This window comes from Tardiphaga sp. GW821-FHT12E02, from assembly GCF_058807155.1.
In genome coordinates, this window is sequence record NZ_JBXAQK010000001.1 from 4,869,439 (window position 1) to 4,884,036 (window position 14,598).

The following is a 14,598-nucleotide window of genomic DNA, read 5'->3' on the forward strand; positions in this document are numbered from 1 at the left end:
TCGTTTGGGCGAAGCAATCCAGAAGCCAGGAGCTGGATTGCTTCGTCGCTTTGCTCCTCGCAATGACGATCTAAGGTGCCGCTGGCACCCGCCGCAATACATCGTCGAACCGCGCCAGATCGAGAAACGCATTCACCTCGATCGCCTGGTCATCCTTCATGTGCATAATCCAGACATAACGATTAGTGTAGGCAAGACCATCGCGCGCACGGGCGACACCGTCCCAATTGACGATCACATGATCGCCATCCGCCCAGATGCGCGTGCTCACGGGCTTGATCGGCTCGGACAATCGCGCCGCGAGCGGCCGTACCGCACGCTCCATCAGCGCATCTCGCCCCCGATGCGTCCCGGCATTCGGTCCAGAGCCTTCCACCGTCCAGACCACACCGGGCGCCAGCAGATCGGTGAAAAATGTCGTCCCACCCGCCGCCCAACGGTCGAAAGCCTCGGTGACGACGCGTTTGTTGCGCGCCGCGGTATCCGCACTGCCGGATGCCATGACCATATGCGGCCAGAGCGCCGTCATCGCCAGCACCGCCCATCCGGCAAGAGCGACACGAAAGCGATAGGATGTCGACACCATGATGTTCTCCTTCATTGGACTCGCTAGCCTCGACGCGCCACGGACGCGCCGCCAAAGATGAGTTGCTGAACCATCGGCCTCCCAACGAACCGTGCCGGGAAGATGGGCGATGGCGCGCTGGCGTCATCGAGCCGTACGAGTTGCTCGCGCGAGAGCACGACATCAAGTGCGCCGAGATTATCCTCGGCCTGCGCCAGCGTGCGCGCACCGAGGATCGGCGACACGACCACGGGATTGGCCAGGGTCCACGCCAGCGCCACCTGCGACGGCATCGCGCCGATCTCATCGGCGACCGCACACACCACCTCGGCGATCCCGATGGCGCGCTCGTTCAGATGACCGGATGACGCGATGATCCCCTTGCGGGTCGCAGCTACATTCGTTTCGCCCAATGGGTCGACATCCGCCTTCGTGTACTTCCCGGTCAGCACGCCGCCGCCAAGCGGCGACCATGGCAGCACACCGAGCCCTAGTTCTGCGGCCATCGGCAACAGCTCGTGCTCGACCGTGCGCTCGACCAGGCTGTATTCGATCTGCAGTGCCGCCAGCGGCGACCAGCCGCGCAAGTCCGCCAGCATCTGCATCTGCGCGACACGCCAGGCCGGCGTATTGCAGATGCCGAGATACTGGACCTTGCCGCTCCGCACGAGATCGTCCAGCGCGCGCATCACCTCGTCCGGTTGCGTGGTCATGTCCCAGGCATGCAGGTGGAGCAGATCGATGCGATCCGTCTCGAGCTGCCGCAGGCTCTGCTCGACAGAACGCACCATGTTGAGTCGATGATTGCCTCCGGAATTCGGATTGCCGGAATCGCGCGCCATCGTGAATTTTGTCGCCAGCACGATGCGCTCGCGCTTCTCCTTGATGAACTGCCCGACCAACCGCTCCGATCCGCCATTGGTGTAGTTCACCGCCGTATCGATGAAATTGCCGCCGCGGTCGATATAGAGATCAAAAATCCGGCGCGCCTCGCTTTCGCCGGCACCCCAGCCCCAGTCTTCGCCAAAGGTCATGGTCCCGAGCGAGATCGGGGATACCCGCAGTCCGGATCGTCCGAGCAGGCGGTAAGTGTCGAGCGTGGTCATGGTCGCGGCTCCATTGCTGTTGCCGCAAAAGCTAGAACCGGTCGGATATCGGAACAATTTGCTGATTTCTCACCAGACTGGTAAGAAAATCTAACCAATGGCCATCGACCTCAACCAGATTTCCGTCTTTCTTGCCGTCGCCGATGCGAAGAGTTTTCGCGTCGCGGCCGAACGGCTTGGCGTGACGCGATCCGCTGTCAGCCAGGCCATCCGCAAGATGGAAGACCGGATGGGCGTCGCGCTGCTGCAGCGGACCACGCGCAGTGTCAGCCTGACCGAGGCCGGTCTACGGCTGCATGAGCGCGTCGCGCCCGCCATCGCCGAAGTCGAGAATGCGCTGGAGACGGCGCGTGATCTCCCCACGCAGCCGACCGGACAATTGCGAGTGGCGGTCTCGTCCATCGCCGAGCGATTCATCTCAGGCCCGCTGCTGGCAAGTTTCACGCTCGCTTATCCCGGCATCCAGCTCGATGTCACCGTCACCGACGACGAGTTCGACATCGTGGCCGAAGGTTTTGACGCAGGCGTGAGACTTGGTGAGGTGATCGAGCAGGACATGATCGCCGTGCCGGTCTCGGGCGAACAGCGTCAGGTCGTCGTGGCTGCGCCGTCCTATCTACAGCGTTTTGGCGCGCCTGCGCATCCCTCGGAGCTCACGCAGCATTGCTGCATCGGCTGGCGACCGGCGCCGGATGTCGCCCCCTATCGCTGGGAGTTCGAGGAGGACGGAAGGGAGTTCGATGTCGCGGTCAATCCGAGGATCACGACCAACGATATGTGGGTCATGGTGCGCACCGCCTGCGCCGGCGGCGGGTTCACTTTCGGCATGGAGGAATTGTTCAGGCCGTATCTCGCACGTGGCGAGCTGGTAACAATTCTCGATACGTATCTTCCACCGTTTCCCGGCTTCTTCCTGTATTTCCCGGACCGCCGCAACCTGGCGCCGAAACTGCGCGCCCTGATCGACCATGCGCGCTATCGCGCGAGCGCCTAAGCGTACTCAGTCCCTCATGGCGAGGAGGCGCAACGCGCCGTCTCGAACCATGAGTTGGTAGCACTCCGGAAGTTGCAGCCATCCTTCGAGACGCGGCCGAGAGGCCGCTCCTCAGGATGAGGGACGGCGCTTAACTCGCTGCCGCCTTCCTCTGCTCAAGCGGCTCGGTCTCGCTTGCAGCAATCAGCCGCTTCAATTCGGGAATGCAGGAGCCGCAATTCGTGCCGGCCTTGAGCTTCGCGCCAATCTCGCCGGCCGTGGCGCATCCTGCCGCAATCGCATCGCCAATCGTGTTGCGGCCGACACCGAAACACGCGCAGACGATCGGGCCCGCGCTCGCTGCGCCATCCGCGGATTTGCCGGACAGCAGCATGCGGCGCTGATCGTCACTGAGCGCATCGGCCGCGAACGCATCCTTCACCGCATCCCACGACAAGGCGTCATCCGCCGGGCCGACGAACAGGCAAAGCTCAATCCGCTCCCCCGCAAACGACACCGCGCGATAGACCCCGCGTCCGACATCCTCAAAACTTGCAACATCGTCGCCGAGCAGAGGCGTCAGCCAATCTCGCCACAGCGCGACCTCTGCATGATCGGCGAGCAGATAACCGACACCGCCCGTCACCGCGACACGCGCGTGAACCACGCCCGGTGGCAGCACCAGCGGCTTTCGCGCAAGCACGAAGCCGCGCTGGCTGATGGCCACGGGCAAGATCGACACCGGCGTGGCCTTGTTCTCGGGCTGGCCGGAATACGGATCGACATAAGGCGCCACCAGCGCGCCGACGCGGGCATAGCCCGCCGTCTCGTCATTCCAGTGAATCGGCGCGAACAGCATGCCGCGCTGCTGGCGATCACTGACCACGACTTTCAGCGTGCAGGCACCGTAATCCGTCGTGAGCAGTGCGTAGCCACTGTCGATAATGGCGAAGCGCGCCGCATCATCCGGATGGATCTCCACATAGGGCTCGGGGATGTGCTGGCCGAGCCGCGGGCTGAGGCCCGTGCGCGTCATCGTGTGCCACTGGTCGCGCACGCGGCCGGTGTTCAGCCGCAGCGGCCGGTCCGGCGTCACATGGGTGCGCAGCTCCGGCGCTTCCGGCGCGATGAACTGGCCGCGATGATCCTTGGTGTAGAAGCGACCTTCGGCGAAAAACCGCGCCTGCTGCCTGGTCGTCCCCTTGCGCAGCGGCCACTGCACCGGCGCCATCGTATCGAAGGCATCGTCGGACACATGCATGAGCCCGCCGATGTCGAAATCGCGGCTGCCGTCATTCTCGAAATCCGACAATGCCGCATGCTCGCGAAAGATCTCCGCCGCCGAGCTGTAGCGAAAGCCCGCCTCGAAGCCGAGACGCTTGGCCACTTCGCTGAGCGCCCACCAGTCCGGCTTCGCCTCGCCCGGCGCCCGCAGGAAGGAGCGCTGCCGCGACACCCGGCGTTCCGAATTCGTCACCGTTCCCGACTTCTCGCCCCAGGCCAGCGCCGGCAGCAGCACATGCGCGCCGGCCCCCACGGTGTCATTCGAACGCACATTCTCCGACACCACGAACAGATCGAGCTTGCCGAGTGCCGCGCGCACCGCATCGGCATCGGGCAGCGACACCGCGGGATTGGTGCCCATCACCCACAGCGCCTTGATCTCGCCGCGGCCGATCGCCTCGAACATCTGCACGGCCTTGAGACCCTCATGGGTGGCGATGCCCGGTGCCTTCCAGAATCGCCGCACGCGGTCGATATCCGGCGGCGTGAACCCCATATGCGCCGCCAGCTGATTGGCGAGCCCGCCGACCTCGCGGCCGCCCATGGCATTGGGCTGGCCGGTGAGCGAGAATGGCGATGCACCCGGCTTGCCGATCCGCCCCGTCGCCAGATGGCAATTGATGATCGCATTGACCTTGTCGGTGCCCTGCGCCGACTGATTCACGCCCTGCGAATACAGCGTGACCACGCGCTGGGTCTGCCGGAACATCTGGAAGAAGGTGGCGACATCCACTTCGTTGAGGCCAGTCGCCTTGGCCGTCGCGGCGACGCTGCCGGCGATGGTCCGGGCACGCGCCAAAGCCTCGTCGAAGCCCGACGTGTGCTGTTCGATATAGGCGCGATCCAGGGCACCATTGTCCGCGAGATAGGCGAGCAGCCCGGAGAACAGCGCCGTGTCGGTGCCAGGCTTGAGGCCGAGAAACAGGTCGTCGTCGCCGACGGTGTCGGTGCGGCGCGGATCGATCACCACGAAGCGGGCGCCGCGCGCCTGCTTGTTGGCGAGCATGCGCTGATACAGCACCGGATGGCACCAGGCGGCATTGGAGCCGACAAAGATCAGCAGATCGGCCTGGTCGAGATCCTCGTAGCAGCCGGGCACCGTATCGGCGCCGAAGGCCCGCTTGTGGCCGACCACCGACGACGCCATGCAGAGCCGCGAATTGGTGTCCACATTGGCGCTGCCGATGAATCCCTTCATCAGCTTGTTGGCGACGTAATAGTCCTCGGTGAGCAACTGGCCGGAGAGATAGAACGCCACAGCGCCCGGCCCATGTTCGGCGACAATCTTGCGAAACCCGTCGGCGACGTGATCGAGCGCATCGCTCCATCCCACGCGCGCCATTGCACCCGAGGCATCGCGCATCATCGGATGCAGCAACCGTTCATCGAGACTCAGCGTCTCGCCAAGCGCAGAGCCCTTGGAGCACAGGCGCCCGAGATTGGCGGGATGATCGGGATCGCCGGCAATCGCAGCACCGCCCTGCCCGTCCGGCGTCGCCAGCACGCCGCAGCCGACGCCGCAATAGGCGCAGGTGGTGCGAACGGTTTTCAGGCTGGTGTCGATCGCGTTCATCAGGCCGCCTTCGCGATGGGACGGCCGAACATCATGTCGGCGCGGACGTCGGCGATATCTGCGCCGCTGCGGATCAGCTCCATATACCAGAGCGCATCGGACGTATCCCCGACCAGCACGGCGCCGGTGAGCTTGCCGTCGGCAATGACGAGCTTCTTATAGGTGCCGCGCCTGGCGTCGCTCAGGAGCAATGTCTCGCTGCCGTCAGCAGCCATAAAATCGCCGGCAGAGAACACGCTGACGCCGGAGACCTTCAGATTGGTGGAGAGAATGCTGCCCGTATAGGCCGCAGCGCCACCCGCAAGATGTTTTGCAAGCACCTTCGCTTGTTCATAGGCCGGTTCGACGAGACCATAGCAGGTGCCGCGATGTTCGGCGCATTCGCCGAGCGCGAACACGCCATCGGTCTGCGTGGCCATCATGTCATCGACGACGATGCCGCGATTGACGGAGATCCCTGCTTCTTTCGCCAGCGCCGTATTCGGCCTGATACCGGCAGCGAAGATCACTGCGTCGGCATCAAGCACGCGACCATCGGCGAGCTCGACGCGCTCCACAGCATCGGCGCCATGAATGCGAGCGGTGTTTGCATTGAGGAGAATCGTGACGCCCTTGCGCTCGACCAGCGTCTTGAGCAATTCCGCCGCGGGTCCATCGAGCTGCCGCTCCATCAGCCGATCCATCAGATGGATCAGCGTCACATCGGCGCCAGCCTTGGCGAGACCATAGGCGGCTTCCAGACCGAGCAATCCACCGCCGACCACGATAACGCGCTTCTTTTGCTCCGCCAGCTCGATCAGGCGATCGACGTCATGACTGTCGCGAAATACATGCACGCCTGTGAGATCGCCACCCGGCACGGGCAAGCGCAGCGCCGAGGAGCCCGTTGCAAAAACAAGCTTTGAGAATGCAACGCGCTTGCCGGTGGATGTCGTCACCTCGCGCGCAGCGAGATCGACCGACACAGCCCGCGCACCATATTTCAGCGTCACGCCGCGATCGCGCCACCACGCGGCGGGCTTCAGCTCAATCTCTTGCGATGTCGCCTCGCCAGCCAGTACCGACGACAGCAGTACACGGTTATAGGCAAGCCGCGGTTCGTCACCGATGACCGCGATGGCGTAGCGGCCGAGCGACGTCCTGGCGAGCTCATCGACAAGCCGCGCCGCCGCCATGCCGTTTCCGATAATGACCAACGGCTCGCTCACCTCGGTCCTTACTCCGCAGCCTGTGCCTGGCCATAGGCCTCGGCGATCATGAAATTCGACAGCGTGCCATAGGCCGTGCCCCAGGCATCGGCGAGGTCAGGCGTCCAGGCGTCGCCAAGGCCCTTCTCGAGCGTCCACAGCAGCGCGGCACCGACCGGCGCATAATGTTCGGCCTTCACACCGTAATCGACATGCTTCCTGGCCAGTGCGCTTGCTGCCGGGAATACGGTCTCGAGCCGTGTCAGTCCGGTGACGACAACGCCGAGCGTCGCCATCAGCTTGCGGCCCTGCTCCTTGATGTCGCCGCGAAACATCGGCTTCACCTCGGGCGCGATCTCGAACAGGCGGCCATAGAAAAGGTCGGCAGCGACATCGGCGATCGGAACGACCTTCTTGAAACTATCCTGCACGAGAGCAATCTGATCTGGCGTCATGTCATTCCCCCTTGGCTGGCATTGAAGCTGGCTTGCTTAACTTCTCTCCGCTTGCGGGGAGAAGGTGGCCTGGCGTAGCGACGCGAAGCCGGGACGGATGAGGGGAATCTCCGCAAGTCTGGAACTTGTGGAAGCTCCCCCTCACCCGCCGCGAAGACGCGGCGACCTCTCCCCGCAAGCGGGGAGAGGTTAAGAAAGTTAAGCAGCCTCCACGAATTTGTGGCGCTCGTACAGGAATTCGAGCACGCGCTTGCGGCACTTCAGATAGACGGGATCGCTTGCCAGCTCGATGCGCTTGCGCGGACGCGCCAGCGGCACGTCGAGCACTTCGCCAATCGTCGCACTCGGCCCGTTCGTCATCATCACGATGCGATCCGACAGCAGCACGGCTTCATCCACGTCATGGGTGATCATCACGATGGTGTTGCCGAGCTTCTGATGCAGCGCCATCACCGAGTCCTGCAGATGCGCGCGGGTCAGCGCGTCGAGCGCACCGAAGGGCTCGTCGAGCAGCAGCACCTTCGGCTCCATGGCCAGTGCGCGGGCGATGCCGACGCGCTGCTTCATGCCGCCGGAGATTTCCGAAGGGCGCTTGTCCTTGGCATGGGTCATCTGCACGAGATTGAGATTATGCAGGGTCCATTCGTCGCGCTCGGCGCGGCTCTTGGTCTTGGCGAACACCTTGTCCACGCCGAGACGGACATTCTGATAGACCGTCAGCCACGGCAGCAGGCTGTGGTTCTGGAACACCACGGCGCGATCGGGACCGGGTGAATTGACCTCGCGGCCTTCCAGCAGCACGCCGCCGTTGGTGGCGCGCGTGAGGCCGGCGATGATGTTGAGCATCGTCGACTTGCCACAGCCGGAATGGCCGATGATCGAGACATACTCCCCCTTGCCGAGCGTGAGGTTGATGTCCTTCAGGACCTCGGACTGCACCTTGCCGCGGGAAAAGATCTTGTCGATATGGTCGAGCTTCACATAGGGCGTCATGACAGTTTCCTTAGCTGACCGAAGTGCCGTGGGTGACGAGCTTGCCGAGGCCGGCAATCAGGCGATCGAGCACGAAGCCGACGATGCCGACATAGAACAGTGCCAGGATGATCTCGCTGATATGCGATGAATTCCATGCGTCCCAGATGAAGAAGCCGATGCCGACGCCGCCGATCAGCATTTCTGCGGCGATGATGGCGAGCCAGGACAGGCCGATGCCGATGCGCAAACCGGTGAAGATGTAGGGCGCGGCCGACGGCAGCATCACCTTCCAGAAGAATTCCAGCGGATTGAGACGCACGACGGCAGCGACATTGCGATAGTCCTGCGGAATGTTGCGGATGCCGACCGCGGTATTGATGATGATCGGCCAGATCGAGGTGATGAAGATCACGAAGATCGCCGAGGGCTGGCCGTCGCGGAAAGCGGCGAGTGCCAGCGGCAGCCAGGCGAGCGGCGGGATCGTGCGCAGCACCTGGAAGATCGGATCGAGGCCGCGCATGGCCCAGACGGATTGTCCGACCAGCGTACCGAGTCCGATGCCGACCACCGCAGCGAGTGCGTAACCGTAAGCGACGCGCCACAGACTGGCGGAGAGATGCCAGAACAGGCCCTTGTCGAGGCCGCCATTGTCGAAGAACGGATCGAAGATCAGCTCCTTGGTGTCCTTGTAGACCTTGGACGGCGGCGGCAGCGTGGAGCCGGTGCGGCTGCACAGAAGCTCCCACATGATGCCGAGCAGAGCGACGACGATCAGCGGCGGAATAATCCGCGCCGCCGCCTCCTTCGCCATCTTGCCGTACTTCTCCGCCTTGGCGGGCGATTTCGGAGCCAGTGCGACGACGTCCGCCGGCGCTTTCGCGAGCGGCGTCGCGGGCTCTGTCCTGAGGGCTTGCACGTTCATCGCACTGATCTCCGTCATGTTGCTGTCTGTGCGCCGATCAGACTTCGACGCGCTTGATGGCGAGCGACTTCAGGTAAGCCGCCGGATCGGCCGGATCGAACACCTTGCCGTCGAAGAAGGTCTCCTTGCCGCGCGAGGTCGAGGTCGGCGCAGCCGCACCGAGCTCCTTGGCAGCCTCCTTCCAGAGGTCCTCGCGGTTGACCTTGGCGATCAGCGCCTTGCTGTCGAAACCCGGCTCGTATTTGCCCCAGCGAATATCCTCGGTCATGAACCACAGGTCGTGGCTCTGATAGGGATAGGAGGCAAAGTCGTCCCAGAACTTCATGATATGCGGCGAGTTCTCGACCACACGGCCGGTGCCGTAATCGAACTTGCCCTTGACGCGATCGGTGACGTCTTCCACCGGGCAGTTGATCCACTGGCGCTTGGCATTGATGGCCGCGAGTTCGTCGCGGTTCTCCGGCTTCTCGCACCACTGCTGCGCTTCCATCACAGCCATCAGCAGCGCCTTCGCCGCCTTCGGATTTTTATCGACCCAGGCGGCGCGCATGCCGAGCGACTTCTCCGGGTGCTTGTTCCATAGCTCGCCGGTGGTCAGCGCGGTGTAACCGATGTTCTGATGAATGAGCTGCAGATTCCACGGCTCGCAAACGCAGAAGCAATCCATGGTGCCGACCTTCATATTGGCCACCATCTGCGGCGGCGGCACCACGATGGTTTCAATGTCCTTGTCTGGGTCGATGCCGCCGGCCGCGAGCCAGTAGCGAATCCAGAGATCATGCGTGCCGCCCGGGAACGTCATCGCCGCCTTCACGGATTTGCCCGAGGCTTTCTTCTTCTCGATTGCTGTCTTGAACGGCGCCGTATCGACGCCGATCTTGAGGTCCGCATATTCCTTGCCGACCGAGATGCTCTGGCCGTTCAGATTGAGGCGCGCCAGGATGTACATCGGCGTCGGCACGTTGTTCTGCGTCACCTTGCCGGACGAGATCAGATAGGGCATCGGCGTCAGGATATGCGCGCCATCGATGCCGTTGCCCTCGGAGCCGAGCACGAGATTGTCGCGCGTGGTGCCCCACGACGCCTGCTTCAGCACTTCGGTTTCCGGCAGGCCGTATTTGGCGAAGATGCCCTTCTCCTTGGCGACGAACAGCGGACCGGCATCGGTGAGCGCGATGAAGCCAAGCTTCGCGCCTTTCACTTCGGGACCGGCACCCTGCGCGAAAGCGCCGGCCGGGAAATTGAGCTTGGCGGCTGCCAGCAGCGCAGCGGTGCCCGCGCCGGCCTTGAGGAGCTGGCGGCGGCTGATCTTACGGCCCGGCTTGATCTCTGACTTCGTCATTGGTCGGTGTCGTCCTTTCGCGCCTCGGTACGGCCGGCACGTGATCGCGCGCACGCATGGCGGCGCGGCTGGGGGAAGCCCCCAGGATGGCAGTGCGGCTGGTGATGGATTGGTGACGGCTACAATGGCGTCGCTAAGAACTATTCAAATCGCGTGCCAAGCTCGTCAGTCGGCGAAATCGCAGTCTTTGCATCGTGTTAACCGCGAGCCCGAGCCAGCTGTCACGGAAAGCCTCGCCGCGAAATTTTGCGCGCCGCTTAAATATTGTGCGATGCACCCGAATTAAGCGAGCATCCTTAGGGTGCAATGATACAGGTTCACACCAGCTCCTAGAGGCATGATGCATCAACAGTCATGGACAGCAGCGGTGCGGGTCCGCTTAATCAGCCATCCCGCCCGCTAGATGAGTGCCCCTGATGTCATTGAGCAACTTGACCGCCCCGCGTGTTTCACCCGAGCAAGCTGGCATGTCGGCTACCGCGCTCCAGCGGATCGAACGCCATCTCGAGACCCGCTATCTCGACAGTGGTCGATTCCCCGGCGCGCAGCTGCTTGTCTATCGCCGCGGCGGCATCGTGCATCAGAGTGTCCATGGCCTGGCCGATGTGGAGCGCAAGGCGCCGGTGAAGTCCGACACCATCTTCCGCATCTATTCCATGACCAAGCCGATCACCTCGGTCGCGCTCATGATGCTGGTGGAGGAAGGCCGCGTCGCACTCGATGAGCCCGTGCACAAATACATTCCCGAATGGAGCCAGCTCGGCGTCTATCAGGCCGGCCTCGCGCCACTGTTCCTGACGCGCCCCACGACGCGACCGATGCAGGTCGTCGATCTGCTGCGCCATACCTCCGGTCTCACTTACGGCTTCCAGAACCGCACCAATGTGGATGCCGCCTATCGCGCGCAAAAGATCGGCGAGATCGAGAAAGCCGGCACCATGGCGACGATGATCGCCGACCTCGCAAAAATCCCGCTCGAATTCTCGCCGGGCGATGCATGGAATTATTCGGTCGCCACCGATGTCGTCGGCTATCTCGTCGAAAAGATCAGCGGCCAGCCGTTCGAACAATTCCTGCAGCAGCGCATCTTCGATCCGCTCGGCATGAACGACACCGGCTTCCATGTGCCTGCAGAGAAGGCGCATCGCTTCGCCGCCTGTTACGCCGCCGATGGCAAAGGCGGCATGGTGCTGCAGGACGATCCGACGACGAGTTCGTTTCTCGAACCGCCATCCTTCATCTCCGGCGGTGGCGGACTATGCTCGACGGCGGCGGACTATCTCACCTTCTGCCGCGCGCTGCTGAATGGCGGCGCGCTTGGCGATGTGCGCCTGCTGTCTCCGAAAACGATTGCACTGATGACAGCCAATCATCTGCCCGGCGGACGCGATCTCACCGAGATGTCGAAGTCACTGTTCAGCGAAGCGAGCTATGCCGGCGTCGGCTTCGGTCTCGGCTTCTCGGTGACGCTCGATCCCGCGAAGACGCTCATTCCCGGCAGCGCCGGCGAATATGCGTGGGGTGGTGCTGCAAGCACGGCGTTCTGGATCGATCCGCGCGAAGAATTGGTCGCGATCTTCATGACTCAACTACTGCCGTCGAGCGCTTATCCCATTCGCCGGGAACTGCGCACGATGGTCTACGCAGCGATCAGCGACAGCAATGTTTAGTAACAACATCGATGTTCAATTTTGATCAAAGCGCGCAATGCTGGTCGACATCGAAATTATCTGGATCGAATCATGCGGATTCCCCGCCAGTGAGAATCCGGAATGAAACTTGAGGTGAACATCGCACGTAATGACAACTACGCACGTAATTGTGATGGGATGGCGCGTGAACTGGCTTTTGTCAAAATGTGGAAATTCAGCGGAAAAATGATGGAATTCTGCATACCACCGAGCACATGCGAACCAGTCTCAGTTATCGCACGTGCGTGTGGCAATTGGCGTGTGTATAGCATCAACCCCAACCTCTACTTTTGCTTCCGGCTTTTGAGCCAGATCGATAGACATTGGTTGGCATTCACTCGCTGCATCTTCACACGCGCGGAGAGGCAGTTGAATACCGCAAATAGCAATTGCGTAGAATCGGAATGACCGTAGCGAGAATAGTTCGATGAATTCGCGTATCGCGACGATTTCAACCATTCCGATTGTCATAACGATGTGTATAAAGAAGATGCCTTTGGATGATAGCTTTTATGGCTTTCGAGCTGAAAGGCCTTAATCAAAAAAACAAAATCAACAACTCCCTTATCAAAACCAAACTGAATGGTGACGAATGAAGCAACGTAGCGCTGGCAAGTCCGACATCGAGTTGGGCAAGCGAATCCGCCTTCGTCGTGTCGAGCAGAAGATCTCGCAGGCGGATTTGGGCGAGAAACTGGGTGTGAGTTTCCAGCAGGTCCAGAAGTACGAGAAGGGCGTGAACCGTGTAGGCGCCGCGCGCTTGCAGCAGATCGCCACTGCGCTCGACGTGCCTGTGACGTTCTTCTACGACGGTGACGGCAAGAGCCGTGAAGTCGAAAGCCTCCTGTTCCTCGACAGCGCCTTCAGCCTCCGCCTGCTGCGCGCTTACAGCCGCATCAAGAGCCAGACCGTCCAGCGTCAGATGGTCGTGCTGATGGAATCGATCGCGGACGAAGAAGAGAAGTAATCATCTCTACGGCCGTCGGGGCATCCGGCGGCCGTTCGCTTTCTTCCCTCTTTCCATCGCGAACACGCGCTACTCGCCACCGACCGGCGAGATTTTGCAGGCAGCGCGCCCGTCATGGCATGGTTGTTGCTGAGGTTTGACATAACCTCAGGGAGAACGATCGATGTCTACGGCCGCCATCACCGCCCCGCCTCTCCGCAAGCCATTTTATCATTCGCTGTTCGTGCAGGTCCTGGCCGCATTGCTGCTGGGCATCGTGCTCGGCATGGCCGCGCCGGATTTCGCCGTCGGGCTGAAAGTCTTCAGCGACGGCTTTCTCAAGCTGATCTCCATGATCGTCGCCCCCATCGTGTTCTGCGTGGTGGTCCACGGCATCGCCGGCGCCGGTGATCTGAAGAAGGTCGGCCGCGTCGGCGTCAAGGCGCTGATCTATTTCGAGGTGATGACCACCCTCGCCCTTGTGATCGGCCTGCTGCTGGCCTGGTTGTTCGGCCCGGGCCACGGCATGAACATCAATCCGGCCTCGCTCGATGGCAAGGCGCTCGCCACCGTCGCCGACAATGCCCACAAGCTGCAGGGCGGCGGCATCGGCGCCTTCCTGCTCAACATCATTCCCACCACCTCGTTCGACGCGCTGGCGCGCAACGACGTGCTGCAGGTGCTGTTCTTCGCCATCCTGTTCGGCACGTCGCTCGCGCTTGTCGGCGGCGAGAAGGGCGAGCGCATTTCGAGCTTCATCGATGCGGTCTCCACGGTGCTGTTTCGCGCCATGGGCCTGATCGTGCGGCTGGCACCGATCGGCGTGCTCGGCGCCGTCGCCTACACGGTCGGCCGCTACGGCGTCGGCTCGCTGAAGCAGTTGGTCTCGCTGGTCGTGTTGTTTTACGTGTCGGTGGCGATTTTCGTCTTCGCCGTGCTCGGCGGCGTGATGGCGCTGGCCGGATTGAACATCGTCAAATTCCTGGCCTATCTGCGCGAGGAGCTCACCATCGTGCTGGCCACCGCTTCGTCGGATGCGGTGCTGCCGCAGGTGATGCGCAAGCTTGAGCGGCTTGGCGTGAAGGACAATGTGGTCGGCCTCGTCATCCCCACCGGCTATTCGTTCAATCTCGATGCGTTCTCGATCTATCTGACGCTGGCGGTGGTCTTCATCGCCCAGGCCACCAACACGCCGCTGTCGTTCGGCGATCTGCTGCTGGTGCTCGGTGTGTCGCTGGTCACGTCCAAAGGCGCCCATGGCGTGCCGGGCTCGGCGATCGTCATCCTTGCCGCGACACTGAATGCCGTACCGAGCATTCCTGCAATCGGACTGGTGCTGGTGCTGTCGGTGGACTGGTTCATCGGCATGGCCCGCGCCCTCGGCAACCTGATCGGCAATTGCGTGGCCACGGTGGTCGTCGGCGCCTGGGAAGGCGACCTCGATCACGCGAAAGCAAAGCGCGTGCTCGATGGCGATGAGACGGTGGATGTGACGGCGGGGTAGTTGGTAAAGTGCATAAGCACAGCGGCCGATGGCCTCCCTCCCCCAAAGCCGCGAAGCGGCGCAGTGGGGAGGGTG

General features: G+C 62.4%; 12 protein-coding genes. 4 read left to right on the forward strand and 8 right to left on the reverse strand.

What is annotated here, in order from left to right:
• Nucleotides 1-70: 70 nt before the first annotated feature.
• On the reverse strand, nt 71-586 hold the full coding sequence (locus AC1RQ5_RS23100) for a nuclear transport factor 2 family protein (protein ID WP_493202056.1): 516 nt from the start codon (nt 584-586) through the stop codon (nt 71-73).
• Nucleotides 587-609: 23 nt separating this feature from the next.
• A complete protein-coding gene (locus AC1RQ5_RS23105; RefSeq protein ID WP_493202058.1) occupies nt 610-1,671 on the reverse strand; it encodes an aldo/keto reductase in 1,062 nt (353 codons plus the stop codon).
• 97 nt (nt 1,672-1,768) lie between these two features.
• On the opposite strand from AC1RQ5_RS23105, the gene AC1RQ5_RS23110 reads away from it, so the two are divergent.
• Nucleotides 1,769-2,665 carry a LysR family transcriptional regulator gene (locus AC1RQ5_RS23110; RefSeq protein WP_493202060.1) on the forward strand — a complete coding sequence of 299 codons (897 nt, stop codon included), beginning with the start codon at nt 1,769-1,771 and terminating at the stop codon, nt 2,663-2,665.
• Between the two features lie 130 nt (nt 2,666-2,795).
• Here AC1RQ5_RS23110 and AC1RQ5_RS23115 read toward each other — a convergent pair whose 3' ends face one another.
• The 6 genes from AC1RQ5_RS23115 to AC1RQ5_RS23140 all read right to left on the reverse strand — a co-directional run bounded on the left by AC1RQ5_RS23115 (nt 2,796) and on the right by AC1RQ5_RS23140 (nt 10,382).
• A complete protein-coding gene (locus tag AC1RQ5_RS23115; RefSeq protein WP_493202061.1) occupies nt 2,796-5,501 on the reverse strand; it encodes a nitrate reductase in 2,706 nt (901 codons plus the stop codon).
• Nucleotides 5,501-6,709, reverse strand: a complete 1,209-nt coding sequence (locus AC1RQ5_RS23120; protein ID WP_493202062.1) for an NAD(P)/FAD-dependent oxidoreductase — start codon at nt 6,707-6,709, stop codon at nt 5,501-5,503. The genes AC1RQ5_RS23115 and AC1RQ5_RS23120 overlap by 1 nt, the downstream gene beginning before the upstream one ends.
• 8 nt (nt 6,710-6,717) lie before the next feature.
• Entirely contained in the window at nt 6,718-7,143 is a 426-nt protein-coding gene (locus AC1RQ5_RS23125) for a globin family protein (RefSeq protein WP_493202064.1), read from the reverse strand.
• Between the two features lie 198 nt (nt 7,144-7,341).
• Complete coding sequence (locus AC1RQ5_RS23130; protein ID WP_398478802.1) at nt 7,342-8,136, reverse strand: ABC transporter ATP-binding protein; 795 nt, start codon at nt 8,134-8,136, stop codon at nt 7,342-7,344.
• Between the two features lie 10 nt (nt 8,137-8,146).
• Nucleotides 8,147-9,040 carry a nitrate ABC transporter permease gene (gene ntrB, locus AC1RQ5_RS23135; RefSeq protein ID WP_398478804.1) on the reverse strand — a complete coding sequence of 298 codons (894 nt, stop codon included), beginning with the start codon at nt 9,038-9,040 and terminating at the stop codon, nt 8,147-8,149.
• Nucleotides 9,041-9,077: 37 nt separating this feature from the next.
• A complete protein-coding gene (locus tag AC1RQ5_RS23140; protein WP_493202066.1) occupies nt 9,078-10,382 on the reverse strand; it encodes a CmpA/NrtA family ABC transporter substrate-binding protein in 1,305 nt (434 codons plus the stop codon).
• A 416-nt stretch (nt 10,383-10,798) separates the two neighbouring features.
• Here AC1RQ5_RS23140 and AC1RQ5_RS23145 point away from each other — a divergent pair, with 416 nt between their 5' ends.
• The 3 genes from AC1RQ5_RS23145 (at nt 10,799) to AC1RQ5_RS23155 (ending at nt 14,523) form a co-directional block, all read left to right on the forward strand.
• Nucleotides 10,799-12,052: a serine hydrolase domain-containing protein gene (locus AC1RQ5_RS23145; protein ID WP_493202068.1), complete on the forward strand. Its 1,254-nt coding sequence runs from the start codon at nt 10,799-10,801 to the stop codon at nt 12,050-12,052.
• Nucleotides 12,053-12,665: 613 nt separating this feature from the next.
• Nucleotides 12,666-13,040, forward strand: a complete 375-nt coding sequence (locus tag AC1RQ5_RS23150; protein ID WP_398478812.1) for a helix-turn-helix domain-containing protein — start codon at nt 12,666-12,668, stop codon at nt 13,038-13,040.
• Nucleotides 13,041-13,203: 163 nt separating this feature from the next.
• A complete protein-coding gene (locus AC1RQ5_RS23155; protein ID WP_493202070.1) occupies nt 13,204-14,523 on the forward strand; it encodes a dicarboxylate/amino acid:cation symporter in 1,320 nt (439 codons plus the stop codon).
• The last annotated feature ends 75 nt before the right edge of the window (nt 14,524-14,598 follow it).

Excerpts from the sequence above, each read along its gene's own strand:
- AC1RQ5_RS23100 (WP_493202056.1), bottom strand. The coding sequence starts at position 586 with ATGGTGTCGACATCCTATCGCTTTCGTGTCGCTCTTGCCGGATGGGCG.
- AC1RQ5_RS23105 (WP_493202058.1), bottom strand. The coding sequence starts at position 1,671 with ATGACCACGCTCGACACTTACCGCCTGCTCGGACGATCCGGACTGCGG.
- AC1RQ5_RS23110 (WP_493202060.1), top strand. The coding sequence starts at position 1,769 with ATGGCCATCGACCTCAACCAGATTTCCGTCTTTCTTGCCGTCGCCGAT.
- AC1RQ5_RS23115 (WP_493202061.1), bottom strand. The coding sequence starts at position 5,501 with ATGAACGCGATCGACACCAGCCTGAAAACCGTTCGCACCACCTGCGCC.
- AC1RQ5_RS23125 (WP_493202064.1), bottom strand. The coding sequence starts at position 7,143 with ATGACGCCAGATCAGATTGCTCTCGTGCAGGATAGTTTCAAGAAGGTC.
- AC1RQ5_RS23130 (WP_398478802.1), bottom strand. The coding sequence starts at position 8,136 with ATGACGCCCTATGTGAAGCTCGACCATATCGACAAGATCTTTTCCCGC.
- ntrB (WP_398478804.1), bottom strand. The coding sequence starts at position 9,040 with ATGAACGTGCAAGCCCTCAGGACAGAGCCCGCGACGCCGCTCGCGAAA.
- AC1RQ5_RS23140 (WP_493202066.1), bottom strand. The coding sequence starts at position 10,382 with ATGACGAAGTCAGAGATCAAGCCGGGCCGTAAGATCAGCCGCCGCCAG.
- AC1RQ5_RS23145 (WP_493202068.1), top strand. The coding sequence starts at position 10,799 with ATGTCATTGAGCAACTTGACCGCCCCGCGTGTTTCACCCGAGCAAGCT.
- AC1RQ5_RS23150 (WP_398478812.1), top strand. The coding sequence starts at position 12,666 with ATGAAGCAACGTAGCGCTGGCAAGTCCGACATCGAGTTGGGCAAGCGA.
- AC1RQ5_RS23155 (WP_493202070.1), top strand. The coding sequence starts at position 13,204 with ATGTCTACGGCCGCCATCACCGCCCCGCCTCTCCGCAAGCCATTTTAT.